We start from the raw sequence: 25,987 nt of genomic DNA on the forward strand, positions 1-25,987 counted from the left end.
ATCTCTTTTGTAATATCACTCCTGTACGTGTATATTCAGACTTCCGTCCTCATTCAAATAATAAGATTTTCCGTCAATGGTGATCCAGCCTGTGGCCATAACTCCGTCTTCGTGGAAATAATACTGCTTACCGTCAATCTTCCTCCAGCCTGTCATAAGCTTAGAATTTGCAAGATAATAATATTTTCCATTTGACAAAATCCAGCCCTCTTTCAATTCGCCCTGTTCTGTAAGATAATGCCATTTACCATTTTCTTCAAACAAACCTGTTCTGGCACTTCCGTCCTGATTGACAAAATACCACTTGCCATCCTGTTTTAACCAACCCGGTTGTCCTACAATGCCCTCTTCTGTAAGAAAATAATATTTTCCGCTTATAGAAACCCAGCCTTTTTCCTCTTTTCCGTCCGCCCCTACAAAATGCTTTTGTCCATCCTGATTAATCCAAGCATTTTTTACCATAGAACCGTCCGTGTTCAAATAATATCTTTCACCGCCGTCCGTAATCCAGCCCGTAGCCATTGTTCCGTCTTCACGGAAAAAATAATACTGTCCGTCTATATATTCCCAGCCATAAGAGATTGCTCCGTATTCATCTCGATAATAATACTTATCATCCTTTAAACCCCATCCAGCTGACACGGTTCCATCCTCGTTAAAAAGATACTGAACACCATCTACCTCTGTCATTCCCGTAGCTGCCGCACCGTTTTCTTTAAAATAGTAATGCTGTCCGTCTATATCTGTCCAGCCGATTGCCGGTGAACCATTTTCATTCAGATAATACGTACCGCTGTCATCTGTAAACCAGCCTATTACAGGAGAGCCATCCGGATTTCTATAAAAAATCTGTCCTTTATCCTGTACCCAACCTGTTTTTACATAGCCTTTCCCATCAAAATAGTACATAATTCCATCCAATACCTGACTGTCATTCTGAATAACAGAACCATCATGGTATACGAAACGGCGTCCGTTTTCATTGTAAATCCAGTGGTCTTCTTTCTTCGCCTCTTTCTCATTTTCATAACTGATCATGGAATGCTTCACCAGCATAAATCCATACTGAGGAGCTGCAATAAGAAAAGAACCTGTTAGAAAAACAGGAATTGTAATGAGAACTCCTTTTTTGGTAATTTTCATGTTTTTTCCTCTTTATTGTGCAAACACCCTGACAACCAACACCTTTTGTGCCTGCTGCCAGGGTATATTTTACTGAACTAAATCACCGAATACATAGGCCTCCTGCCCTTTATATTCTACCTTTATCCAATTATCTGACGCATTTTCCAGTTTCTTAACCTGCTCCCCTGCCTGTAATTTTCCTAAAATTTCAGCGTTTGTATTTGCATCAGAACGTACATTACAGCTTTCCTTTGCTGTGAGCATATCGCCATTATCAGCCATCTGTGCTGTATTGACTTTTTCGCCCAGCTCTTCTTCAAATTTCTTCAAGGTATCGTCAGAAGCCATTGCTACATTCAATTTTTCTTCTATTTCTGCAATAAGCCCTGTTACATCCTTTTCCTGTCTTGTCTTTTCAATACATTCCTGAACTTCAGCATTTGTATCATCATTCTGGATAACGTATTTTCCTGCTTCATTCTTATAAACATACAGCTCAGACAAGCCGGGAGCCGGTGTGGCAATATCTTTAAATTTCAAATCATAAGCTGCAAATACTACATAACTGTTTTCATCAAGTCCTTTCTTTGTATACACTGTTATATTTTCATAAGACTCAATATAAGTAGCATTTGTCACTTTTGTTTCATCAGTTGCATTAAAATTATCCGTCAACTCTTTCATCTGGGCAATGTCTTTCTTTCCCCAAGCAGAGTAAAACGACTCAATTAAGGCATTTACTTCAGGATACGCATTCTTTTCAAGAGCATTCTCATCTTCCTTTTCAGACTTGTCCTCATCTGTTTTTTCGGAATCTGTGGACTCTTTCTTTTGTTCTGTTTTCTTTGCCGGTTCATTTTCCTTTTTATCAGAAGAATTTCCCGTTATTGCTTTTATTCCAAAAAATAACAGCAACAGAACCGCCAGAATTGCCAGACCCAGAAGAATATACCTCAGATTATCCGAGAGCCATTCTCTGAAATTGTCTAACATATTTGTCCTCCTTATATTCCCTTATTTCCATGCTCTCCCCAAAGCACAAACACACCCGGAGGGAATCGAACCCCCGACACGTGGTACCGGAAACCACTGCTCTATCCCCTGAGCTACGAGTGCACATACTTATGATATCTCGGTTATCATAGCATATTTTTTTTTACTTGTAAAGTCTTTGACTATTTCCGCTCACGACAGCCTTAGAAACAAGAATTATACACAGGGAACTGTCGCTTTCAATATTATCCAAAAATTATAAATATTCGGTGCATATACTGAATGTGACAGTTTCCTGTGATAGACCGTCATTATTGTAATATAAGCTTCTCCTTCGTTACTCCAAAGTTTAAAACCAGACGCTGCGTTCCCCCTGCGTTTCCATGACAGGTAACAAGCGTAAAAATCTGAGTTACCTTCTTTTGGGTAAACTCCGTTTCTACGAAACTTCTCCTCTGCAAGTCACCTACAATTTCCTCTGCTTTGCTTTGTTCCCATGTTTTTTCTTCCAGCTCAAAGATTTCATCTGTATTTTCACATTGAAAAACAGATATCAGCTCCAATTCTTTTGTGCTCTCTTTTGTATATAAATAAGCTTTTCTGTGAGTCTTTGCATATTTTTCTTCTTTATACAATTTCAGCCCGCCAAACATCTGTCCTGAAATCATATTGTGTCCATACAGACAAACGTGAAAATCCTGATTTAATTCCACATTGGGGAAAGCAAAAATAGAACCTAAAACATTTTCTTTCCCCTCAAAATCCTGTTTCAAATATTCCTGCTCTGTGTCTCCGATTAACACAGGATAATCGACCTTTGTTTCCGGTATATAAATCCATCCGACAATTTCTTCATTTATTTTATTCAAGGCTTCAAAATTAATATCTCGGTGGAACGGATTTACTGCCTCCTCATTTTCCTGATTATCCGCTGCAACCTGCACGGTTTCTTCTTTTAACACTTGATACGTTTTTTCCGCATTTAAAAATAAAAATAACTCTTTCATCCCAAGTGCCAAAAAGTAAAAAAGACATCCTGCCAATACTACATTTATTAACTTCCTCATTATTTCTTCTTTGTATTTTTCATTTTAATATTCCAAACAACCAAAAACAGGGCAATGAAAAAAGCGCCTGCAAAATACTTTAAAATCGGACTGTCTAAACCTGTCTGCGGTGCTCCCGGCTTTTGTGGAGCATCCGTTGTGATTTTCTCCGGTTCATGCTTGGGCATGACAGTAATATCATAGTTCATTCTTCCTTCTTTTTCATCAAAGGTTGGAATAGATATTAAAAACGGCGCTACCGCTTCATATCCAGCAATATCCGTAGCTTCTAAAAAATATACTCCCTTTGTTAAACCCGAAAAGCAAAGCTTTCCATTTTTATCTGTCAATAATACTTTCTCACCTTGAATATCCATTTCTGCCAGCTTGTTAGCCGCCTTTTCCATATCATCGGCTGTCTTCAACGCATTAAGCTCTACTTTTGAAGAAAGAAATTCATCTTTTAAGATATATTCTCCGTTTTTCATTTCTCCTATTTTGGTACAGGAAAATTCCACATTTTCTCGTGAAGTTCCTTTTTTCCCTTCTGTCAGAGCAATGCTGATACTTCCATGCTGCTGTGTATCTGTCTCTGCATATACCTGTATGCAAAATACAAATATCAGAAGCACTGTAATCACTAATGAAAACTTATTGCTCATTCTTTTTTCCATGTCTTTTCCTCCTAAAAAAACTAATTAATCCAGCCATCATAAAAATAAAAGGTAATACCATAAAGAAAGCTTCCCGAAAAGAAGGCAATTTTCTCTCAATACTGTCATATTCCGCTTTTTCATAAGGAACTCGCTCCCCTGTTATCACCAATCTCTGTGTGTTAATTCCATAAGGGGTACAGGTTATTAAGGTGCATAAATCCTTTTCCGGTAAAATCTCCAGCAGCTCTGCTTCCTCTGGTTCTACTACTTCTATTTCGGTAATGCGGTATGCTAAAGTTTCCCCACACGTACTGATAAAAAAAAGATCTTCTTTTTCCAATTCATCCAGCCTTGTAAACAGCTTGGAATTTGGCAATCCCCTGTGTCCGGTAAGAATACATCTCGTATTGTTCCCGCCCACTGGAAGGCTGCTGTCCTGAAAATGTCCCACTCCACTTGCTAACACTTCCTCTGACGTTCCATGATAAATTGGAATATCTACGTTAATTTTCGGAATTTCAATGCTTCCCATTACTCCTGTTCCTGAAAGATTTAATAGATTTTCATAGTTTTCTTCACTTAAAATCCCATTCTGCAAGTCTCCAATGCTTGCCCCCTGTGTCTGGAACAGCATATTATTATACTCAGATGCTTTTGCTATTGCATCCTGTATCCGGCTTTTATCCTCCTCTTCAATGCTGCCCTGATAAGTAGCGACAGCATCTTTTTGATGCTGCCGCTCTATCATGCTGCTTACCAGAGGATACGACACGAGAAGCAGACCTATGATAAAAATAATCTTATTCCATATCTTTTTTTGCTTCTTCATTTTTCCTCTGATATCATCCTATTCTTCTTCTTTTTTGCTACGTTTTCTGTTAGATACGATTACACCGCCCATTAGCGCTGCTCCGGCACAAACAATTACCAGCATAGCAGAAGAACCGGTGATCGGAAGCTTCTTGCCAACCTCATTGATTACCTTAATATCCAAGTTACCCTGATTTACGTCTGTATGAAGGTTGATATCTTCGTCTTTAAATGCACCATTGTAGAAGGATTTAATATGTGCTGTACCTTCCAGCTTCTTCAATGTCTTTTCTGTTGCACCGTCTCCCTTGACATAGCTGTTTCTGTCTGTGGTATAAGTCGGTTTTACGTTAATCACAATCGGGTCAAGCAATGGTCTGTATCCATCCGGTGCATCGGTTTCCTTCAGGTAATATGTACCCTGGTCCAGACCGTAAATTTTAAAGATACCGTTTGCATCAGACACCATCTCTATGACGTCCTTCGGCGATGTTCCTCCTGTATGGTCTGTGCCTCCCACCAAGTCACGGTTCATTACCACATATCCGCCCTGTCCCTGATTTGGATTTTTCTTTACATAAACCTCATTCTTACATTCCTTATCACTGTAAAGACGGAATTTTGCATCCTGAAGCACTTTATCATGGTTATTGGTTTTTAATCCGTCCACTTCAAAGGTAAAGCATACAACTGTATCCCATGGTGTAAAGCCTGTTTCTCCCTTTCCGTTGGAGTCTGCATCATTGGAGAACTCTAAGCGGACATCATTTTCAAAGCCCGGTCTTCCGGTATCCAATGCAGCCAGCTCATTTAAGGTCGCTTCGCATTTTAAAGTAACGTTCAAGCCGGTATAATCATTTTCCTGATTGTTGTTCATTTTATTAAATTCCCGGTCTACAATTTTTTTGATATCCATGACTTCCACTTTGAAGGTATCGCCGGATCCATCCTGCGGCTTTTCTGTTAAAACATACTCATCGTCCTTCAGCTTATAGCTTTTGCCGTCTTTGCTGTTAATCACGATTTCCATTTTTGCTTTGTCTGCATGGAAGGTCAGCGCCTCATCCATTTTGTCGTGCCATGCGTAATAATAAGTATCATATCCGTTCATATTCGGGATGGTAGACTCAAATTTGTATGGTACAGTCTGTCCGATTTCGTAGTCACCGATATCATTCCAGCCATCATTTTTAACGGCATCCTTGTTATCGTCTTCCTGAATTTTCTTGGTAATCTTAGGATAATCGGATTTGATGTTTACCTGTGCATCCGGATTAGCGGTATTTACCATACAAAGAGAAGAGGCAAACCACTGTTCTCCGTTTTCATCTGCCTTTGACAATTCGTCCACTACATAATATCCGTATACCAGACCTGTAATAGATATGGAATTATCTGATTTTGTAGACTGTACAGTAATAATTTCTCCTGATTTGTTTTCTTTCTTAATCTGTGTTCTCACATCTTCCACAAAGTAACGGAAGTCACTGTATCTTCCTTCCAGCTCCTGCGGTGTATCTACCCCTTCTACCGGCTTGGAGTTTAAGGTCTGGATATAGTCAATCGCCATATATTCTGTCACATCTGCCGGCCTTAACTGTGTTCCGTTCTTTTTATTTAACGCATTGGCTACGACTGTCTGAATGGCATTGGCAAACTCCGGATGAAAAGTATAATTGATGGACTCTCCGTCTTTGGAATTTTCTGCATTGAACAGCTGGAAAATTTCAAATTTCTTTCCTACTAAGGACTGTCCTTCATTTCCGTTAATGTTAATGCTTGCCGAACCCTTTCCGAAATCTAAAACACCGTTTACTACCTGATTTCCCTGTGCAGCTTCCATTTCTGCTGCATAAATTGGTGTCAATGCACTTCCTGCCATAGAAGTTGTTGCTGTTGCTGCTACTAATCCTATCATCATCATTGCTTTAAAAATTTTATTTCTCATCATTTTTTCCTCTTTTCACTATTTTATTCTTTTTTCTTTGTTTTTTAAGGCAGCAAGTATTAAAATACTGCCCATTGCCAAAATCCAACTTGTGCTGTAAGCGCCTGTATTTGGCAGTTTTCCATTTACTGTATTCACAACAGTAAGATTGACTTCTCTGTCCTTTTTTGTACCGCCAATGGTAATCGCACCATCGGAATTGGTATCATAAGCTTTGTCATTTACATAAACGATAAAATTGTTTTTTATTGGGTCACTTTCCACTTTAATTTTATAAATCACCGGACTGCCGTCTGGATGAATTGGAAGCTTGTACCCTGCCGGTGCTTTTGTTTCTTTTAGGTAATATTCCCTGTCTATTTGTATGTTTTCAAATGCCAGATTTCCGTCTTTATCAGACACCTGTCTGTCAACCTCTACGCTGCAATCCTTATCCTCATATAAGGTAAATTCAGCACCTTCTAATACCTTATCTTTATTATTTACTTTATGAATGTTCAGTTTAAACGGAGCTAACTTATTTTTTACCGTTAAAGTACCGTCTCCGTTCTTTTCTTCTGCAAAGGCAATTCCCATATCCTCTATGGGTTTTGTAAGCGCATGCACTTTGTTATCTGCGGTAACTTCAAATTCAAACACACTGGTATTCGGCAAATATCCCTCTGCCGGAGACAGCTCCACTATCTGATGTTTTCCTATTCTTAGCCCTTGCAGCTGAACTTCTCCTTTGCTATCTGTGGCATAATCCTTTGTTGTTCCATTTGGCATGGTATGACGGAACACCGTACCGGGAATGTGGACATTTGTCCCATCCTGTACCTTTATAATTTTCACACTGATACTGTCTTCCGCAATTTCCGGAGTCACATAAGCCTCACTGTCTTCGAAACCTTCCGGTCTTATATTTTTGATAATCGTTATTGGATTAATATGATATCCTTCCGGCGCTTTCTTTTCTGTTATTACTAAAGTCCCCACAGGAAGCGCCGGCTCTCCCTTATCATCTATATAAAAGCTGTCTCCACGAATTAGAAAGCTTTCATCAAACTCTATTACTCCTTTTTCGTTGGTAGCAAATATCCATGTTTTATCTACTGTCTTTCCCAATGTTTCCGGATTTGTGTCCTTCGGATACTCTCCTTTATAAAATTTAAACACAAATTCTGCACCTTTTAAGCTTCCCTGTCCTGTGGGAATTGGCTCTCCCGTATCCTTATCTATTTTTTTCAGTAACATTTTAATTTGCTCCAGTTGGGGCTTTTCTGTTGATGTAACCTGATATTCCAGCTCTCCTGAGCTTGTGGGAAGACTTACTTTATAGACGGTTTCATCCAGATGATATCCTTGTGGTGCTTTGCTTTCCTTCACATAATAAGTCCCGAGCTGTAATCCGTCTTTTTCTGCATATCCGCTTTCATCCGTTATCATCTTGTCCACATAATTGGTACACTCCGGATTGCTGTAAATAGAATACTCTGCACCTTTTAAGGAATAGACAGGATTATCCTCTGTGCAATCCGGATTTGCAGACTGCTTTTTTAAAGTAATTTTTCCAAAATCCAAAGGCTCCTGTGAATACAAATCCACTCCTACGTTTGGATAAGTTCCCGCATCTGTGCAATTTGCTTCATATATAGTTTTATCTAATCCAAAGCCCTCCGGCGCTTCTATTTCCTGTATGTAGTAATACCACAGAGGAATATCATTGACCTCTCCGTATCCGTTCTCGTCCGTTGTAATAATATAATCCGGTTTTCCATTCCCTACCGTACTTCTCCAGTTCCAAACTCCGTATTTTGCTCCTGCCAAAGACTTATCTGTGGCAGTTTCTGAAGACTTATGTAAGCGAAGCTGTGCATATTTGACATTCTCATCGTGATAAAAAGTTGCATTGTTCTCGGTAATTGTAATATCATGCCATTGGTCATCTAAAATATAGCCTTTGGGATTATATACTTCCTTTATCATGAATTTTCCTGTATAAGGGACATAACACCAGCCATAGCCATTGGCATCCGTTATAATACATTCATGAAAATATTCTCCTGTTTCATAGCTCCATAAGGTATATTTTGCTCCGGACAAGTCATACGCCGGATTATCACTTATTGCCCACTGTGCCCACTCATAACCATTTTGAAATTTGTCACCGTCTATCCATGTTGTTTTATCTGTTGTAGGCTTTTTATAAACCTCTATCCACGGAGGAGAAAAGCTAGCTTTAAAAAATCCACCAATGGTCTGCGCCTTTTGTCCTTTTGGACCTTTACAGGCAGCATGTACAAAGAACGTAGCAGTGTTTCCTTCTTTAGCAATACATTCAATATACATTTTTGTAATCACAGGTACTCCCTGAAAAGTATTATTTACACTGGATAAGCATCCCATAAACATCCAGTTCTTCCCTTCCGGTCCTGCGCCGCCTATATTATTAAACATGGGATTTTCACAATCTTTAATACTGACAATCTGGCCCTGTGAAAAGCCTTTGTCATATTCCTTGCAGCCTGCTACATCCTCCCATATATAAGAGTCTGCATTATATTTGTCTGCAACATACCATGTGTCCGCATTACAATTCCAAATATCCCCTACCTTCACTGTATTGATATCTCCGTGAAGTGTAACAATATTGCAGCCTTTTGGCTCAAATAAAACAGGTATTGTACCGCTGGGAAAATTATCCTGAAATGTATAAAAGCTGATATTTCCCCTTCTATCCTTCTGAGGCTTTAATTCATCCGGCACAAGATTTGTATAAAAAGCAGAGTCTCTGGACTGCCACACCGTGACTGTCAAATCCTTTCCTAAATATTTGCCGGGAATATCTATATATCCCTCTTTTTCGTTATAAATGCACTCCTCTGTAATCGGAACTTGTCCATACCAATGCTTTCCACGATTGATGTCTACATCCAAAGTAATTCCATTTGCATTGTAGTCATAAACCTCCGGATTAGAATTGATTACAGAACGAATTGTGCCATCCTCCAAAATTTTACAGGGAGATTTCACCATAAAATTGGAAAAAACGTTTTCTTCCTGTCCGTCATAAAGCAAATAATATACTTTGATGTAATTTTCTGTTTTTTCCTCTTTATTTTCTGCTTGCGTCATAACGCTGTTTTCGAAAAAAATGCCGGTAAAAGTCAGCATTGCCAGAGCAAAAGCCAGCACCTTTTTCCTCCATTTTTTCTTATCCTTCATGCAGCATCTCCTTTCTTTTCCTTGCTACATCATCAGTGCTTCCTTTTTGCAGTCATAATAATAGATTTCATAAGACAGAATTTCCTCGTCCTCTACCTGACTGTCGTTTACTTCTTTTACCATTCTCTTTAATTCGATGCGGGAATACTGCCCCTGATCCGGGACTAAGATACATTCGTGAACGCTGCTGGGAAGTATATAGAAATTTTTCTTTAGAACTTTTGCGATGTGATTTAAAACATGAGGGTATAAGATTACTGCCGCTCCATAATATTTTTCTTCATTGGTCAAAATATACATAAGCTCCTCACCGGTTATCCTCGGCTGGCTTCCGCTTAACTCGGCAATTAAAGCTTCCATTCCCTGAATGGTATAAGGCAATTTTCTGCTGGTATTTAAAAGCGCATCCTTTACCAACTGCTCCTTTTCAATTCCCCACGCATGAAGATTGCAGTCGTGAATAATAATGGATGCCCCATTTAGCTTTCCGCCCTCCAGCCGATAATAAAAGACGACTGCCAAATCCAAATATTTTATATGGGGCATGTATTGAAGCTTTCGTTTATTCATATCATAATTTACCAGCTTGTAATATACTTTTGTCCTTGCCTTTCTGTAATCTTCAAATTCTGTCAAAGAAAATTCCTCCTGTTTCTCAGTTACTGACAACTGTAAAATCTGCACTGCAATTTCTTCCATAGAAAGCCCGCCCTGAAAATCTACGTAAAAGGGTTTTAGATAAATCATAGGCGCTATCTTGTCTCTTTTCCCACGAACTACCAGTGCATCCAGTTCAATTCCATTATTTTTCTCCACTCGATGCAGGGAAATACTTTTTTCACCTCCTGTCTTTTCCCTTAAAAAGTCCATAAGTGTTTCTTTGAATGCTTCATACTCCATATACATTCTCCTTTTCTTAATTATTTTTATACTAAGCAGCACAGAGAATGCAAAAAAAGACAGAATTTCCCCATACCGCATAATATCCTTTTAAATGATATTGATTTTGGAATAAACTCACGAATGTGAATTGAATTTTAATCTTGAAATAGAATTTTAGAATTTAACTTTTTTATCGAAGTATATCGAAACAGTCAAACTGCTTCGATATACTTTATGTGTCTTATACTCTGGACAGATATTCACCTGTTCTTGTATCGATTTTAATAACGTCTCCCTGATTTACAAATAAAGGAACGTATACAGTAGCACCTGTTTCAACAACTGCCGGTTTTGTAGCACCCTGTGCTGTATTTCCTGCAAATCCAGGTTCTGTTTCTGTGATTTCCAGTTCTACAAATAATGGCGGCTCAATAGCAAATACACTTCCGTTGTAAGAACATACTTTTACTGTTTCGTTTTCTTTTACGAATTTTAAAGCGTCTCCAACTGTATCCTGAGCGATTGCAATCTGGTCATAAGTTTCATTGTTCATGAAGTTATACAGATCACCATCATTGTATAAATACTGCATATCCACACGCTCAATACGTGCCTGTGGGAATTTTTCAGTTGGTCTGAATGTTTTTTCAATAATTCCGCCACTGATAACATTTTTTAATTTTGTTCTAACGAATGCAGCACCCTTACCCGGTTTAACGTGCTGGAATTCCATAATCTGTACTACATTACCATCAATTTCCAGTGTGAGACCGTTTTTAAAATCTCCTGCTGATATCATAATGATATTCCTCCTTATTTCGTCCATTGGGAAAGCCATTGGGCTTTTCCACTATATTTCATTCTATAATACATCCGCACAATTTTCAACCATTTTTTATCTTTCTTTTTTCTTTTGCTCTTTCTCATAGAAATAAAGTACAATTTTTTCTAATTTTCGTTTAAAAACAATCTGAATTTCTTCTTTTGGATGAATTGGTTTTACCAAAATATTATAAATTCCGGTTCTCTTTGCGCCATAAACATCAGTAAAAAGCTGGTCTCCTACAAAAACCGTATTTTTTACAGATGTTCCCATAAGCTCCATTGCCTTCTGGTAATTCTTTCTGGAGGGTTTATGAGCATTCTCAATAAACTGCACCTGTACTTGTTCATTAAAAGAGTTGACTCTTTCATACTGATTATTGGATAAAAGGCAACACTGAAAACCGATTTTCTTTAAATTCTCAAACAGCTCAACAGCTCTTTTATCAGCCGGCTCACCGTGAGGTACCAATGTATTGTCTATGTCAAAGATAACACCCCTGTATCCCTTCTCATAAAGCTTTTGAAAATCAATTTTATAGGTTGACTCCATATATACGTCCGGAAAAAATTTTCTAAACATCTTCTTTGTCCCTTCTTCCTGTTTCTTCAATAGTAACAGGTGAAGCTATATTTTGTCAAACCCGTTCCTCCAAAGGCGAATATTTTTGTGTTTCCAGTATATTTTTATATGCCGGACGAATAATTTTATCGGTGTTAATCAGCTCCTCCATTCTATGTGCGCTCCAGCCTACAATACGGGCAATGGCAAACATCGGTGTATAAAGCTCAATCGGAAGCCCTAACATACTGTACACAAAGCCACTGTAAAAGTCTACATTTGCACTGACCCCTTTGTAAATCCTTCTCTCTCTGGCAATTATCTGCGGCGCTAAACGTTCTACCCTTGCATAAAGGTCATAATCTGCACTTCTTCCCTTTTCTTTTGCCAGCTTTTCCACAAATCTTTTGAAAATCTGCGCCCTCGGATCTGAAATAGAGTATACGGCATGCCCCATTCCATAAATCAAGCCTCTCTTATCGAAAGCTTCTTTATGCAGAAGTTTTGTCAGATAATTCTCTATCTCTTCCTCATCTGTCCAGTCCTTTAAATTCTCTTTCATATCCTGAAACATACTGACTACCTTAATGTTGGCGCCTCCATGCTTTGGTCCTTTTAAAGAACCTAACGCCGCCGCTATGGTAGAGTAAGTATCTGTTCCCGAAGAAGATACCACGTGCGTTGTAAACGTAGAGTTATTACCGCCTCCATGCTCCATGTGAAGCACCAGCGCCAAATCTAAAATCTGTGCTTCCAATGGCGTATACTGCTTGTCTGCACGCAGCATCAAAAGAATATTTTCCGCTGTAGACAAATCTTTTCTTGGGTTATGTATGTAAAGACTTCCGTCTCTATTGTAATGTTCATGTGCCTGATATCCGTATACAGACAGCATTGGGAAAACGCTGATTAAATTGATACATTGACGTAATACATTTGGTAAAGAAATGTCTTCCGGATTTTCATCATAAGAATATAAAGTCAATACACTTCTTGAAAGTGTATTCATCATATCCTGACTGGGTGCTTTCATAATAACGTCTCTTACAAAATTTGTAGGCAGGTCTCTCTGATTTGCCAGAATTTCACTGAATTCCTTCCACTGCTCTTTATTTGGCAGTTTTCCAAAAAGCAATAAATAAGCAGCTTCCTCAAAGCCAAATCTCTGCTCCTTTAAAAATCCATTTGTCAAATCTACAATGTTAATTCCTCTATAATATAATTCACCATCACAGGGAACTTCTTTGCCATCTACTACCTTTTTCTGCACAATGTTGGAAATTTGAGTCAGCCCCGCCAGCACACCTTTTCCGTTTAAATCTCTTAAACCCCTCTTTACATCATATTTTTGATATAAATCTGTATCTATGGTGCTGTTTTCTTTACAAAGCTTGGTAAGCTGTTCAATTTCCGGTGTAACTTTCATATTAAATCCTGACATATCACATTCCCCTTTCCGCCTCACTTTAGTGTGGTATCATATTAGCACATAAAATATGCAATGACAAGAAAAATTTTTATAAATTTTCTTATAAAAAAATCGGGCAGCAGCACAATCTCCGCGCACGAGCGGTTCACAAAGTGATACTTTCATTTCATAGGACGCAATTTCCTATGAAATAAAAAAACGACCGCATATTTCATACGATCGTTCATCATTTCTTTATTTTAAATTTAATTTTGCAAAGGCATCGGCAAAAGCATTATTGATTGGCTCTTGTGCTTCTTTTTTCTGTTTATTTAAGTACCTCTGTACGTCCTTTTTGCTGACTCCTACACCCTCCTTTTCCCTGCGCTGCTTAAAGCTGGACAGTTTTTCCTTATATCCGCAAGTGGCACAGATAAAGGTATCTTCCTTTCCTTTTACATACATCTCCATCTTTCTGTGACAATTTGGACATCTGGCATTTGTCAGTCTGGAAATAGTCTCTCTGTGTCCACATTCTCTGTCCTGACAAACCAGCATCTTACTGTTTTTCCCATTCACAGCCAGCATACGTTTTCCACATACCGGACATTTGGTATTCGTCAGATTATCATGGCGGAACGTGCCCTTTGCCCCTTTGATTTCTGCCGTAATATCTTTTGTATATGCAGAAATTTCTTTTAAAAATACCATCTTATCTAATTTTCCTTCTGCAATTTTAGACAGCTTCATTTCCCAATCTGCCGTAAGCTCCGGCTTTTTTAAATCTTCAGGAACTAATTCCAAAAGCTGCCTTGCTTTTGAGGTAATATGAATTTCATTTCCTTTCTTTTCCATCAGAAATGTGTGGAAAAGCTTCTCTATAATATCTGCTCTTGTGGCAACTGTTCCCAGTCCACCTGTTTCACCCAGTGTTTTTGCGGCTTTCTTATCCTGCGTTTCCATGTACTTTACAGGGTTTTCCATAGCAGAAAGCAAAGTAGCCTCTGTAAAAGCCGCTGGTGGCTTTGTTTTTCCCACAGTCAGTTCTGCCTGCTCTATTTTCAGTGTTTCTCCTTCTTTTCTCTCCGAAAGCTTTTGAAATTCTTCTTCATCCTCGTCTGACCACGTTCCTTCGTAAGCTTCTTTCCAACCCATATTTTTTACAATTTTTCCCTGTGCTGTAAACACTTCTCCTGCTGCTTCTGCTTTCATGGTAGTCTGCTCATACTCAAATGAAGGATATAATACACTGAAAAATCTTCGTACCACTAAATCATAAATTTTGCGCTCCTCATTGCTCATATGGTCTAATTGTACAAACTGTTCCGTAGGAATAATTGCATGATGGTCACTGACCTTCTTATTATCCACAAAAGAAGCATTTCCTTTTACAGGTTTCATAGAAAGCATTCCTGCTATTTTTTTATACGGCCCTACTGCACATGCCTTTAATCTCTCCTTAATTGTAGGAACAATGTCTGTTCCGATATATCTGGAGTCTGTTCTGGGATAGGTAAGCACCTTATGGTTCTCATAAAGTCTCTGCATAATATTCAGCGTCTCTTTTGCAGAAAATCCAAATTTTTTATTGGCATCTCTTTGCAATTCTGTTAAATCGTAAAGTCCGGGAGCAGGTATTTTCTTACTCTTTTTCTCCACAGAAATAACTTTTAATAAAGCACTGTTGACTGCATTTTTTATACTTTCCATTCTCTCTTTATGAAAAGAACGTGTACTGCCGCTTTTTTTATCCTGCCATTTCCAACGCATATTTCCTGCTTTTAAAGTAATTCCGTAAAATTCTTCCGGCTGAAACTTCCTGATTTCCTCTTCTCTTTTGGCTATCATGGCTAAAGTAGGTGTCTGTACACGCCCGCAGGAAAGCTGCGCATTATACTTACAGGTCAGCGCTCTAGTGGCATTGATGCCTACCAGCCAATCGGCTTCTGCTCTTGATACAGCTGCCGCATAGAGATTTTCATAATCCTTTCCCGGTCTTAAATGTGCAAATCCTTCTTTAATTGCCTTATCCGTAACAGATGAAATCCAAAGACGCTTCACAGGCTTTTTACATCCGGCTTTTTCTAAAATCCATCTGGCAACCAGCTCTCCCTCACGCCCTGCATCTGTTGCAATAATAATTTCATTTACATCTTTTCGATATAACTGAGTTTTCACTGCCTGATACTGCTTTGCAGTCTGCTTGATAACAACTAAATCCATTTTCTTAGGCAGCATAGGAAGATATTCTAAATTCCACTCTTTATATTTCTTATCGTATTCCTCCGGATCTGCTAAAGTTACTAAATGTCCCAGAGCCCATGTAACAATATATTTTTCTCCCTCCAGCGCTCCGTTTTGCTTTTTACTACATTTTAAAACTCTTGCAATATCTCTGGCAACAGAAGGCTTTTCTGCCAATACCAGTGCTTTCATTCTCAATCCTCCTGCATTACATCTCTTTTTGGAAAAATTCTGTTGTCTTTCTGACTTTTTTCATCAGTTCTGCGAAGCTCTCCGGTGTCAAAGACTGTTTTCCGTCGCAAAGTGCTTTTTCCGGATTATTATGCACCTCAATCATCACACCGTCTGCTCCTGCTGCAATGGCTGCCATAGTAAGGGGCTCTACCATAAAACGAATACCTGCTGCATGGCTTGGATCTACAATTACAGGAAGGTGTGTCTTTGATTTCAGCATAGGGATGGCTGAAATATCTAAGGTATTTCTCATGGAAGTTTCAAATGTACGAATACCTCTCTCACAGAGAATGACCTTTTCGTTTCCTCCTGCCATAATATATTCTGCACTCATCAAAAGTTCTTCTAGTGTATTCGCCATACCTCTTTTTAACAAAATCGGTTTATCTACTTTTCCCAGCTCTTTTAACAGCTGAAAATTCTGCATATTTCTTGTTCCTACCTGAATAACGTCTACGTCTTCAAATAACGGAAGATGTTCTGCACTCATAATCTCGGTTACAATAGGAAGCCCTGTTGCTTTCTTTGCTTCCAAAAGCATTTGCATCCCTTCGTTTTCAAGTCCCTGAAAAGAATATGGGGACGTTCTTGGCTTAAATGCACCGCCTCTTAATAATCCTGCTCCCGCCATTTTTACATCCTCGGCAACTTCTGTCATCTGCTCTCTGCTTTCAATAGAACATGGTCCTGCAATTACCTGAAAATGTCCGCCTCCGATTTTTCTTCCTGCCACATCAATGACAGTATCATTGGGGTGCATATCTTTATTTGCTTTTTTGTATGGTTCTTTAATTCTCTTTACAGACTCTACAACATCCAAAGCGCCTAACCATTCTGCGTCAACTTCTGTTGTATCTCCAATCAATCCGATTAAAGAAGCATTTGCTCCGTCTGATAAATGGAGTCCTAAGCCCATATCCTTCAGCTGCTGTTTCAAGCTTTCCACCTTATTTTCATCTGCTCCTTTTTTTAATACTAAAATCATAGTCTTTTCCTCCTCCGAAATAAAAAGCCGATGTCTGCTGTATGCAAACACCGGCGCTTCATCACTTACTAAAATGATTGCAACTCTAAATGTTTATTACAGCAGAAAGCACCCACACCATAAAAATAGCCTGGGTAAGAAAAATAATACTTTTTATTTATATTCATTTCTTTCTGCCTCATTGTCACAATTCCTTTTCTTTCTAAAAATTATATTTATCATATAACTGTTTTTTTTATTTGTCAATAAATTTTATCAATTTAAAGTGTAATAGTACCTGAAAGCATATAAAACTTTTGTGTATCAATCAAAATATCCATATTAAAACACTTTTTCCAATATTCACATTCTTCCTGTGCAGACAACAACTGTGAAGTAATCTCTTTCGGCACATTGGAATGATGCAAATTAATAACTTCTTTCCCTGCTCCGTGTGCTACAACAAATCTCCCATCTGGTGTTAATAGCTGTGATACCTTTGCAGCCAGTTTTTCTTTGTCTGTAAAATGAGGATACGCATTGTAAATCATAATACAATCATACTTTTCATCTTCTATTTCAAAAAAATCACCGCATCTTACATCAAATAAAGGATTATCCTTTACCTTGTTTTTTGCAATTTCTGCCATCTTTTCCGATACATCAATTGCAGTTATATGTTCCGGATTTTTTTCCTGTAAAGCAACAAACATAGCGCCTGTACCACAAGCCACATCCAAAACGCGAGTATGCTCTTTTACACCGCTTAAAAATACAATACACCTTCTGACTTCATCTATGGGAAGAATATCTTCATCCCAAGTATCTGCCATTTTATCAAAATAAGTCTTTACATCCATAAAAATTATATCCTTTCTCTACCTATCACACCCGACTTTTGCAATGCAAAAACAAGAACCGGAACAAAAATAAACTGAATAATAATTCCCGGAAGGCAGGTTACAAAACTAGATGTTATAAAAATCTTAAAGCTATACTGTCCCACATTAAAAATAAGCGCTTTTAAAATTCCACTGACAATTCTTCCTGCTACCATTGCAACAGTCAAAGAAATATAAATATTTATAAGCTGTTTTCCTGTGTGAATAAATTTAATACAGATACCTGTTAACACTCCGTAAACTGCCAGCTCACAGGCCATTGCCGGTAAAATTGCTGCCGGTGGCATTCCTGTAAAAAAACTTGACAAAACAGGTGTTAAAAATCCACAAATCAACCCATATTGCCATCCACACAAAAGCCCGCAAATTAACACCGGAATGTGCATGGGCAGAAAAATACTGCCTGCATTTTGAATAGTATGAAAAGCCATTGGAAGAATAATTCCAAGAGCTACGCACATCGCTGCCATCACTAATTTTTTTACTTGATTTTCTTTCATCTTTTTCTTTCCTCATCTTTCTTTTCATGTTGTTTTCAATTATATAGATATCCATTACCGTCCACAAGCCGGAGTAGGGGTTGTGTTTTCCTGCTTTTTACAGAACTCTTTCTATCCTTATTTTTTTCCATTTTTCCCTGCTCTGTAACCCCATCCCCCGGATATACATCTGCTTCTCTTATTTTATTTATAAATAAACTGACTATTTCACATGATTATGGTATAATTTAATATATTTTATACGGGAGGATTTTTTATGGACACCAATACTACTCTTGCATATAAAGTCATTCAGGAAGTGCAAAAAGCCGTAATCGGAAAAGATAAATGTATTGAAAAAATCATGATGGCAATTTTAAGCAACGGGCATATTTTGCTTGAAGATGTTCCCGGTGTAGGAAAAACTACCATGGCTCTTGCTTTTGCAAAAGCGCTAAATTTAAAAGAAAACCGTTTAACCTTTACACCGGATGTTCTTCCTGCTGATTTAACAGGCTTTACCATGTATCGAAAGGAAACAAATGAATTTTATTATCAGCCCGGAGCAGTCATGTGCAACTTATTTTTGGGAGACGAAATCAACCGTACCTCTCCCAAAACACAGTCTGCCCTTTTAGAGGTTATGGAAGAGGGGCAGGTCAGCGTTGACGGAGCTACACATCCTGTTCCCAAACCATTTATTGTAATGGCTACACAAAACCCTGCCGGCTCTGCCGGAACTCAGCTTCTTCCCCAATCTCAGATGGACCGCTTCAGCATTTGTCTGCAAATCGGTTATCCGGAACAAAACGAAGAAATTTCTATTTTAAAAGGCAGATTGGCAGAAAATACCATTGAGACCGTACAGCCTGTTTTAAATGCCAGACAACTGATACAGTTACAAAAAGAATGTCAAAATATTTTTATTCACGATATTATCTATGAATATATCGTGGCTCTTATTCATGCCACACGAAATCATCACTTAATTGAACTGGGTGTAAGCCCAAGAGGTACTCTGGCTCTGACACGAATGGCTCAGGCAAGAGCCTTTTTACATGGATTTCATTATGTACGTCCGGAGGATGTGCACAGCGTTTTCTGTGATGTTTGTACACACCGTATTCTTATCAGCTCAAAAGCCCGCATAAGCAAAGTGTCTGCCTACTCTATTTTAAAGGAAATTTTAGCTGCCACTCCTTCTCCGTCTGTGCGAAGCAGACATTAAAATCTACAAGAAAGGATGTTTTATGGTTTTTAATCTCATAACTTTTTTACTGCTTCTTCTATGTCTTTATCTTGCAATTTTATATCAAAGTACAGCTGCCTGTGCTCTGTTTCTCTTTCTTTTTATAGACTGGATACTGGAGCTTATGATTTTACTGTATAGCCGCAGACATTTAAAAATAGAATTGCCTGACATTATTATTAACGACAACGAAGCAAACAAGCTTTTAGAATTTCATTTACAGGCACAAAATACCGGAATTTTTCCCATGCCTTATCTTCGGCTGAAATGGCATTTTACAGATGCTTTTCAAAATAAGATTTCCCTGCCTGACTACTATTTTTCCCTAAATGCGAAAAAAACCAGTGTTTTATCAGGCACTATTTCCAATGATTACTATGGAAAATTTCATTTACAGGCGAATAAGGTCCGAATATACAGTTTTACACATCTGCTGAGCTTGCCCGTGGCATGTAAAGCAAAGGCTGATATTCTTTTTTATCCTTCTCCTTTTGTAATTCCTATACAGCTAAGCGAAGGAATACGATTTTTTTCAGCAGAATGTGATGGATTTGAGGAAATTATTTCCGGTACAGGCTCTTACCACACAAGCGATATACGGGAATTTCTTCCGGGCGACAAGCTAAGACAAATTCACTGGAAACTCAGTGCACGTACAGACCAGTTATTAGTAAAAGAAACAGGCAGACCAAAAGGCTTCCCTGTACTTCTTTTCTTAGAGAAAGGAAAGTCCGATAAAAAGGCCTCTCCTTCGCAATACAGTACTTTTTTGCAATATGCGGCCTCTCTTTCTTACTCTTTCCTGTATTATGGCTGCAATCATTTTGTTGTATGGTACAACGAAAAAGAACATGCCCTTCTTCGTATCCCTATTCAAAATGAGGAAGATTACCTTTCTTTTTTGCATCAATTACTGTATGAAACCCTTACAGCTTCAAAAGAAAACCTGTATTCTCTGTATTCCCACACCTATCCTTGTGATACTTATTTTACAGCGTTTCTTTTAAATACAGATTTACAGATTTATCAAAATCAACAGCTTCTTTTGGATTGTTCCGGCAACACTTCAGAATCTTTGAAAAACAACACACTTATTTTATAAAGGAGATGCTCATGAAAAAGAAAGATAAGCCTTCTATTTCCATAATGATACCAAAAGAAAAACACGCGGTCGGTGCACCTTCTTCTTTTTATTCCTTTTTTACCCTTTTTGCTTTTGCTTTGGGTCTTTATTCCAGTCTTTTACTCATGATTTCTTCTGCTGTTTTGGATTACAAAATTGTACTAATACTTGGATTATTTTCCTTCTTTTTAACGATTTTACAAAAAATCAAAAAACTTCCTGTCCGTTTTCTTGTTACTGTACTTCCTTATGTCTTTACTCTTTATTTATACAGAAAACGCTTTTTTACACAGGGAAATTCCTTTTTGCACAGGCTTCAGATACTTTTTCAGGAGGAATATTTAAATGCCTCTGCAACAGCAGTAAAAAAAATAGATTTGAATTTTCTTTTTCTTGCAGTCACTTATCTTTTTTTACTCCTGCTTTCGCTGTTGCTACAATATAAAAAATCTTTTCTGTTTTTTGTATTATTAAGCCTTCCTGTTTTTTTGAATTTTTTCTTGGGTGTTTCCCCATCCTATTTATCCATAGGATGTATAATCGGTGCCTGCCTTTTCTGGTTCTCGACAAAACCCATAGCTCTTGTTCTTGCCTTGGGACTTTATTTTATGTGTATCCGATTTCTTGTTCCGCACTTTGCTCCTGAAGTTTTTAAATACAACCATGCGGTTCACAAGACAGTCAACGAGTTCACTGACAATTTTAGTAAAACTTTTTTACCACAATCTCAAAATACAAAAAGTTCCTGTTCAAAACCGTTTTTTTCTTTTGAACAGGAGAGTTCTAATAAACAGCTGGCTTTAAGTAACCGAGCACCTGTATACAGCAAACAGACTATGTTTGAAATTACCTGTAAGGACAAGCCTTCTTCTCCCTTGTATTTGCGAGGATTTGTCGGACAGAATTATGATGATGCTGTATGGAGAGCACCAGCTTCAGACTCATGGGAGAGCTTTTATAAAAAGAACCGACTTTCAGATGATGAACTCCAAAATTTCTTTTCTCTGCCTTACACAATGGGAAAAGAAAACGCACCTGATAAAATTACAGACCTTTCTGTGGTACCTAAATTCACACAGAAATTTACCTATTTTCCTTACGGTGTGAAGTTATCAAAAAATACTGTTTTTGATGATACCTATGCAATAGAAAGTAAATTTTCTATGCCTCATAAGTTGTCCTATTATCCGCTTTCTCTTACATCAGCATCCTCGCTTTTTACTTCCGAAAGTGGTGTACCAAAGAAATACCAATCTTTGAATAAAAATTATGGGAATTATGTACGACAAAAATATTTAAACGATAATTCAGAAATTTTCTCCCAATTAAAAACAGACCTTTCAGGACTTCCGATTTATATGGATATAACTGATAATCCTGATTTTGATACTATCCAAGAGGCAGCAAAAGAAATACAAAATTTTCTAAAGTCTAAGGCATCATACAGCCTTTCTCTTGCACCGGTATCTTCAGACAGCAACTTTTTATACGAATTTTTGTATGAACAGCACCGAGGATTTTGCGTACATTTTGCTACCGCAGGTACTTTATTATTTCGGATGTATGGAATTCCGGCCAGATATGTCACCGGTTATGTAGTACAACCTGGAGACTTTACCAAGAAGAATAGTACAACCTTTACTTGTAGTGTGAAAGATACTTCTGCCCATGCGTGGACAGAAATTTATATTGGAAATGGTATATGGGTTCCGGTGGAGGTCACCCCTCCCAGCTCTGTTAATGAAAACACAAATGTTTCTGCAACTACGCCGGAAAACAACATTCCGAATACAGAAGTTCCACCGTCTTCGGAAAATTCGGAAACTGTAAAACCTAACTCCCAGGAAAAAAATACAAATTCAGAAACTGTAAAAACTACCGAAAGAACTTCTGAAACCAAAACACAAAAACCAACGAAACCTGAAAAAAATAATTATTTGTTTATTTTCAAATTTTTACCGGGACTTTGTATTATCCTACTGCTATTTATTTTACGCTACCAAATGTTATACAGAAAAAGAATAGGATACTTTGTCCATAATCGCACAAAAGGTTATTTTCTGCTTTATCAAAATCTTTTAAAGCTATGGCAAACAGAATTTAAAATTCCTGAAAAAGATTTAGCAGCTTATGACTGGAAACAAAAGTTTATAAAACAGCTTCCTGATGAAAAACAAAATTTCTTTGAAAAATTATGCAATGAGGCAGAAGAAATCTATTTTGGAAATAAAAAGCCTACAAAACAGGAAATTCGCACACTGCGTTTCGCCTACCGTAAATCTCGAAAAGCTTTTCTCCGGAAACAGCCCAAGGCAAAATATTTTTATTATAAATTTGTAAAAGTTGTATAAGAATTTCATTTCCATGAAAAAGCAGTCACAGGAAATATATTTCAAACCGTTCCCTGTGACTGTCTTTTTACTTTAAACTAGCGCACCTCTGGCATTTGTTCTTACCATACGCCCACTATCCAAAAAAGCAAATTTTTCATTTCCGATTTTCAGCAATTCATTACGTGCCATATAGCCACCTGCTTTCAAATAATACCACTGCTCTTCTTCTTTATACCATGTATTCTCATACATCTGTCCTGAACCATTCAAATAAAACCAATTTTCTCCTACATATATCCATCCTGTCTGCATAGCGCCGGAAATATCCATATAATACCAGTATTCTTCTACCTTTTTCCAACCTGTAACCATATATCCATTCTTGTCGAAATAATACCATTTTTTGTTTATATATTCCCAATTATTTTTAGTATACGTTCCGTCACCATGGCGATACCACCATCCTTTTTCATCTTTTATCCATTGCTCCTTCATTCTGTTTATTTCCAACGGAAAATTTCTATAACAGACATTTAAGTCCACAGTCTCTGAAATCCCCTGCATCTTTCCCACAGAAGAATACTGCCAAATATCTTCTCCCAAATTAGGCTTGTAATTGTCCTGCATTTGCCCATTGTTGCTTCCGTATTCTGCTATCCAAAGAGTAAATCGCTTGAGTTGCCCCTTTACAACCGTCTTATACCAGTCTTTGCTGCAATAAATACCGCACCAATATCCCGCTTTTTCAATAATATCCCCAAAAATCTTCGCATTCTCAACAGATACATTTTCTGTCCCCGGTTCTTCCATATCGAAATAAACAGGGTAAGAAAGCGTATGCCCATTTATCAATCTTAATACATGCTGAGCCTCACTCTTTGCCTTTTCTTTGCTTGTCGCATAAGAATAAAGGTATACGCCAAAGGGAATTCCCAATCGCTCACATTCTGCCACATTCCGTTTCCATTGCTTATCATCCTGATTGGTTTCATCCATTCCATATCCACAGCGAATAATTGCCCCGTCTATATAATTTTTAACTGTTTCCCAATCAATCTTTCCGTTATGTTCACTTACATCTATTAATAATTTTTCCATAGAATTCCTTTCTTCTCTTATTTATTATGCTATAAATTCTTTGAAATAAAAAAGAGAACCTGTTATTTCCAAGTCCTCCACGTTATTTATCTTACAATATTTAATTTATTCATAAACATAATAATTGAGAAAGAAAAAACTCCAGCAAATACTGGAGTTTTAAAACAGGGGATGAGGGATTCGAACCCCCATCGACGGTTTTGGAGACCGGTGCTCTACCATTGAACTAATCCCCTATATGAAATGATATATACCTTCAAAACCACATATATAAAACGAAACTTTCCAACTGCCGTTCGTGTATCTCTACACTCAGGTCAAGCCCTCGACCGATTAGTAACAGTCAGCTCCATACATTACTGCACTTCCACCTCTGTCCTATCTACCTCGTCGTCTTCAAGGGGTCTTACTTCTTTCGAATGGGATATCTCATCTTGAGGGGGGCTTCACGCTTAGATGCCTTCAGCGTTTATCCCTTCCAGACTTGGCTACCCGGCCATGCTCTTGGCAGAACAACCGGTACACCAGCGGTCCGTCCACCCCGGTCCTCTCGTACTAAGGGCAGCTCCTCTCAAATATCCTACGCCCACGCCGGATAGGGACCGAACTGTCTCACGACGTTCTGAACCCAGCTCGCGTACCGCTTTAATGGGCGAACAGCCCAACCCTTGGGACCTACTACAGCCCCAGGATGCGATGAGCCGACATCGAGGTGCCAAACCACTCCGTCGATGTGAACTCTTGGGAGTGATAAGCCTGTTATCCCCAGGGTAGCTTTTATCCGTTGAGCGATGGCATTCCCACTTAATACCACCGGATCACTAAGCCCTACTTTCGTACCTGCTCCACCCGTCGGTGTCGCAGTCAAGCTCCCTTCTGCCTTTGCACTCTGCGAATGGTTTCCGACCATTCTGAGGGAACCTTTGGGCGCCTCCGATACCCTTTCGGAGGCGACCGCCCCAGTCAAACTCCCCGCCTGGCATTGTCCCACCGCCGGATTACGGCGGCTGGTTAGAAACCCAATATCACAAGGGTGGTATCCCAACAGCGACTCCGCATAGACTGGCGTCCATGCCTCTTCGTCTCCCACCTATCCTGTACATGCAATACCGAGTCCCAGTACCAAACTGGAGTAAAGCTCCATGGGGTCTTTCCGTCCTGGCGCAGGTAACCAGCATCTTCACTGGTATTTCAATTTCACCGGATGCATTGTTGAGACAGCGCTCAAATCATTACGCCTTTCGTGCGGGTCGGAACTTACCCGACAAGGAATTTCGCTACCTTAGGACCGTTATAGTTACGGCCGCCGTTTACTGGGGCTTAAATTCAAAGCTTCGCTTGCGCTAACCTCTCCTCTTAACCTTCCAGCACCGGGCAGGCGTCAGCCCATATACCTCACCTTTCGGTTTTGCATAGACCTGTGTTTTTGCTAAACAGTTGCTTGAGCCTATTCTCTGCGGCCACATCTCTGTGGCACCCCTTCTCCCGAAGTTACGGGGTCATTTTGCCGAGTTCCTTAACAATGCTTCTTCCGTCGGCCTTAGGATTCTCTCCTCATCCACCTGTGTCGGTTTACGGTACGGGTACGATATAAACAATAGCGGCTTTTCTCGACGCATGGCTCACACACTTCCCTACTTCTTTTCGGTCCGCATCACGTCTTCAGATTGCCTGGCGGATTTGCCTACCAGACTCCTACCTCGCTTGCCCCGGGATTCCATTCCCGGGATGTGCTTTCCACACGTGTCCCCACAGTTCTGTTATATCGCAGTACAGGAATTTCAACCTGTTGTCCATCGACTACGTCTTTCGACCTCGCCTTAGGTCCCGACTTACCCAGGGCAGATCAGCTTTACCCTGGAAACCTTAGATATTCGGCCGTAAGGATTCTCACCTTACTCT

At 38.8% G+C, this 25,987-nt stretch carries 19 protein-coding genes, 2 tRNA genes and 1 rRNA gene (1 of these 22 cut by a window edge); 3 read left to right on the top strand and 19 right to left on the bottom strand.

What is annotated here, in order from left to right; all coding sequences use genetic code 11:
- Window positions 1-15: 15 nt before the first annotated feature.
- The 16 genes from CGC63_RS11595 to CGC63_RS11670 form a co-directional block, all read right to left on the bottom strand.
- Window positions 16-1,143, bottom strand: a complete 1,128-nt coding sequence (locus CGC63_RS11595; protein ID WP_003019482.1) for an N-acetylmuramoyl-L-alanine amidase family protein — start codon at window positions 1,141-1,143, stop codon at window positions 16-18.
- Between the two features lie 69 nt (window positions 1,144-1,212).
- A complete protein-coding gene (locus tag CGC63_RS11600) occupies window positions 1,213-2,118 on the bottom strand; it encodes an SH3 domain-containing protein (RefSeq protein ID WP_003019480.1) in 906 nt (301 codons plus the stop codon).
- Between the two features lie 50 nt (window positions 2,119-2,168).
- A tRNA-Arg gene (locus CGC63_RS11605) sits at window positions 2,169-2,241 on the bottom strand.
- A 188-nt stretch (window positions 2,242-2,429) separates the two neighbouring features.
- Window positions 2,430-3,185 (bottom strand): class B sortase, encoded by a 756-nt coding sequence (locus tag CGC63_RS11610; RefSeq protein ID WP_003019479.1) that lies wholly within the window; start codon window positions 3,183-3,185, stop codon window positions 2,430-2,432.
- A complete protein-coding gene (locus CGC63_RS11615) occupies window positions 3,185-3,838 on the bottom strand; it encodes a hypothetical protein (RefSeq protein ID WP_003019476.1) in 654 nt (217 codons plus the stop codon). The genes CGC63_RS11610 and CGC63_RS11615 overlap by 1 nt, the downstream gene beginning before the upstream one ends.
- The gene (locus CGC63_RS11620; protein ID WP_003019474.1) at window positions 3,816-4,649 is read right to left on the bottom strand and encodes a class C sortase; all 834 of its coding nucleotides are present in this window, start codon (window positions 4,647-4,649) and stop codon (window positions 3,816-3,818) included. Before CGC63_RS11620 ends, CGC63_RS11615 begins: the two co-directional genes overlap by 23 nt.
- A gap of 18 nt (window positions 4,650-4,667) precedes the next feature.
- Window positions 4,668-6,581 carry an isopeptide-forming domain-containing fimbrial protein gene (locus tag CGC63_RS11625; protein ID WP_003019472.1) on the bottom strand — a complete coding sequence of 638 codons (1,914 nt, stop codon included), beginning with the start codon at window positions 6,579-6,581 and terminating at the stop codon, window positions 4,668-4,670.
- A 15-nt stretch (window positions 6,582-6,596) separates the two neighbouring features.
- Window positions 6,597-9,785: a SpaA isopeptide-forming pilin-related protein gene (locus CGC63_RS11630; RefSeq protein ID WP_003019470.1), complete on the bottom strand. Its 3,189-nt coding sequence runs from the start codon at window positions 9,783-9,785 to the stop codon at window positions 6,597-6,599.
- Between the two features lie 24 nt (window positions 9,786-9,809).
- Window positions 9,810-10,685 carry a DUF5688 family protein gene (locus tag CGC63_RS11635; RefSeq protein ID WP_022238891.1) on the bottom strand — a complete coding sequence of 292 codons (876 nt, stop codon included), beginning with the start codon at window positions 10,683-10,685 and terminating at the stop codon, window positions 9,810-9,812.
- 223 nt (window positions 10,686-10,908) lie between these two features.
- Window positions 10,909-11,466 carry an elongation factor P gene (gene efp / locus CGC63_RS11640; protein ID WP_040351083.1) on the bottom strand — a complete coding sequence of 186 codons (558 nt, stop codon included), beginning with the start codon at window positions 11,464-11,466 and terminating at the stop codon, window positions 10,909-10,911.
- Between the two features lie 96 nt (window positions 11,467-11,562).
- Complete coding sequence (locus CGC63_RS11645; RefSeq protein ID WP_040351082.1) at window positions 11,563-12,072, bottom strand: YqeG family HAD IIIA-type phosphatase; 510 nt, start codon at window positions 12,070-12,072, stop codon at window positions 11,563-11,565.
- Window positions 12,073-12,127: 55 nt separating this feature from the next.
- A complete protein-coding gene (locus CGC63_RS11650; protein ID WP_003019461.1) occupies window positions 12,128-13,492 on the bottom strand; it encodes a citrate/2-methylcitrate synthase in 1,365 nt (454 codons plus the stop codon).
- A 222-nt stretch (window positions 13,493-13,714) separates the two neighbouring features.
- Entirely contained in the window at window positions 13,715-15,895 is a 2,181-nt protein-coding gene (locus CGC63_RS11655) for a DNA topoisomerase III (RefSeq protein WP_003019459.1), read from the bottom strand.
- A 16-nt stretch (window positions 15,896-15,911) separates the two neighbouring features.
- A complete protein-coding gene (gene aroF, locus CGC63_RS11660; RefSeq protein ID WP_003019458.1) occupies window positions 15,912-16,922 on the bottom strand; it encodes a 3-deoxy-7-phosphoheptulonate synthase in 1,011 nt (336 codons plus the stop codon).
- A 260-nt stretch (window positions 16,923-17,182) separates the two neighbouring features.
- Window positions 17,183-17,761, bottom strand: a complete 579-nt coding sequence (locus CGC63_RS11665) for a class I SAM-dependent DNA methyltransferase (protein WP_003019456.1) — start codon at window positions 17,759-17,761, stop codon at window positions 17,183-17,185.
- A 5-nt stretch (window positions 17,762-17,766) separates the two neighbouring features.
- The gene (locus CGC63_RS11670) at window positions 17,767-18,303 is read right to left on the bottom strand and encodes an ECF transporter S component (protein WP_003019453.1); all 537 of its coding nucleotides are present in this window, start codon (window positions 18,301-18,303) and stop codon (window positions 17,767-17,769) included.
- 256 nt (window positions 18,304-18,559) lie between these two features.
- Here CGC63_RS11670 and CGC63_RS11675 point away from each other — a divergent pair, with 256 nt between their 5' ends.
- The 3 genes from CGC63_RS11675 (at window position 18,560) to CGC63_RS15705 (ending at window position 23,005) form a co-directional block, all read left to right on the top strand.
- Window positions 18,560-19,510, top strand: coding sequence for an AAA family ATPase (locus CGC63_RS11675; RefSeq protein ID WP_003019452.1), 951 nt, complete (start codon window positions 18,560-18,562; stop codon window positions 19,508-19,510).
- Window positions 19,511-19,655: 145 nt separating this feature from the next.
- The gene (locus CGC63_RS11680) at window positions 19,656-20,633 is read left to right on the top strand and encodes a DUF58 domain-containing protein (protein ID WP_242648448.1); all 978 of its coding nucleotides are present in this window, start codon (window positions 19,656-19,658) and stop codon (window positions 20,631-20,633) included.
- 857 nt (window positions 20,634-21,490) lie between these two features.
- Window positions 21,491-23,005, top strand: a complete 1,515-nt coding sequence (locus CGC63_RS15705; protein ID WP_242648447.1) for a transglutaminase-like domain-containing protein — start codon at window positions 21,491-21,493, stop codon at window positions 23,003-23,005.
- A gap of 72 nt (window positions 23,006-23,077) precedes the next feature.
- Here the strand turns inward: CGC63_RS15705 and CGC63_RS11690 are convergent, their stop codons facing one another.
- From CGC63_RS11690 to CGC63_RS11700, 3 genes are all read right to left on the bottom strand, one after another.
- Window positions 23,078-24,085, bottom strand: coding sequence for a glycoside hydrolase family 25 protein (locus CGC63_RS11690; protein ID WP_003019445.1), 1,008 nt, complete (start codon window positions 24,083-24,085; stop codon window positions 23,078-23,080).
- A gap of 165 nt (window positions 24,086-24,250) precedes the next feature.
- A tRNA-Trp gene (locus CGC63_RS11695) sits at window positions 24,251-24,321 on the bottom strand.
- Window positions 24,322-24,398: 77 nt separating this feature from the next.
- Window positions 24,399-25,987, bottom strand: a 23S ribosomal RNA gene (locus CGC63_RS11700); it runs 1,295 nt beyond the window's last position.

Origin of the sequence: Blautia hansenii DSM 20583 (assembly GCF_002222595.2) — a bacterium.
GTDB lineage: Bacteria > Bacillota > Clostridia > Lachnospirales > Lachnospiraceae > Blautia > Blautia hansenii.

What these genes read in the sequence shown, in the direction of transcription:
- CGC63_RS11595 (WP_003019482.1), bottom strand. Translation starts at nt 1,143, where the DNA reads ATGAAAATTACCAAAAAAGGAGTTCTCATTACAATTCCTGTTTTTCTA.
- CGC63_RS11600 (WP_003019480.1), bottom strand. Translation starts at nt 2,118, where the DNA reads ATGTTAGACAATTTCAGAGAATGGCTCTCGGATAATCTGAGGTATATT.
- CGC63_RS11610 (WP_003019479.1), bottom strand. Translation starts at nt 3,185, where the DNA reads ATGAGGAAGTTAATAAATGTAGTATTGGCAGGATGTCTTTTTTACTTT.
- CGC63_RS11615 (WP_003019476.1), bottom strand. Translation starts at nt 3,838, where the DNA reads ATGGAAAAAAGAATGAGCAATAAGTTTTCATTAGTGATTACAGTGCTT.
- CGC63_RS11620 (WP_003019474.1), bottom strand. Translation starts at nt 4,649, where the DNA reads ATGAAGAAGCAAAAAAAGATATGGAATAAGATTATTTTTATCATAGGT.
- CGC63_RS11625 (WP_003019472.1), bottom strand. Translation starts at nt 6,581, where the DNA reads ATGATGAGAAATAAAATTTTTAAAGCAATGATGATGATAGGATTAGTA.
- CGC63_RS11630 (WP_003019470.1), bottom strand. Translation starts at nt 9,785, where the DNA reads ATGAAGGATAAGAAAAAATGGAGGAAAAAGGTGCTGGCTTTTGCTCTG.
- CGC63_RS11635 (WP_022238891.1), bottom strand. Translation starts at nt 10,685, where the DNA reads ATGGAGTATGAAGCATTCAAAGAAACACTTATGGACTTTTTAAGGGAA.
- efp (WP_040351083.1), bottom strand. Translation starts at nt 11,466, where the DNA reads ATGATATCAGCAGGAGATTTTAAAAACGGTCTCACACTGGAAATTGAT.
- CGC63_RS11645 (WP_040351082.1), bottom strand. Translation starts at nt 12,072, where the DNA reads ATGTTTAGAAAATTTTTTCCGGACGTATATATGGAGTCAACCTATAAA.
- CGC63_RS11650 (WP_003019461.1), bottom strand. Translation starts at nt 13,492, where the DNA reads ATGTCAGGATTTAATATGAAAGTTACACCGGAAATTGAACAGCTTACC.
- CGC63_RS11655 (WP_003019459.1), bottom strand. Translation starts at nt 15,895, where the DNA reads ATGAAAGCACTGGTATTGGCAGAAAAGCCTTCTGTTGCCAGAGATATT.
- aroF (WP_003019458.1), bottom strand. Translation starts at nt 16,922, where the DNA reads ATGATTTTAGTATTAAAAAAAGGAGCAGATGAAAATAAGGTGGAAAGC.
- CGC63_RS11665 (WP_003019456.1), bottom strand. Translation starts at nt 17,761, where the DNA reads ATGGATGTAAAGACTTATTTTGATAAAATGGCAGATACTTGGGATGAA.
- CGC63_RS11670 (WP_003019453.1), bottom strand. Translation starts at nt 18,303, where the DNA reads ATGAAAGAAAATCAAGTAAAAAAATTAGTGATGGCAGCGATGTGCGTA.
- CGC63_RS11675 (WP_003019452.1), top strand. Translation starts at nt 18,560, where the DNA reads ATGGACACCAATACTACTCTTGCATATAAAGTCATTCAGGAAGTGCAA.
- CGC63_RS11680 (WP_242648448.1), top strand. Translation starts at nt 19,656, where the DNA reads ATGATTTTACTGTATAGCCGCAGACATTTAAAAATAGAATTGCCTGAC.
- CGC63_RS15705 (WP_242648447.1), top strand. Translation starts at nt 21,491, where the DNA reads ATGTTTGAAATTACCTGTAAGGACAAGCCTTCTTCTCCCTTGTATTTG.
- CGC63_RS11690 (WP_003019445.1), bottom strand. Translation starts at nt 24,085, where the DNA reads ATGGAAAAATTATTAATAGATGTAAGTGAACATAACGGAAAGATTGAT.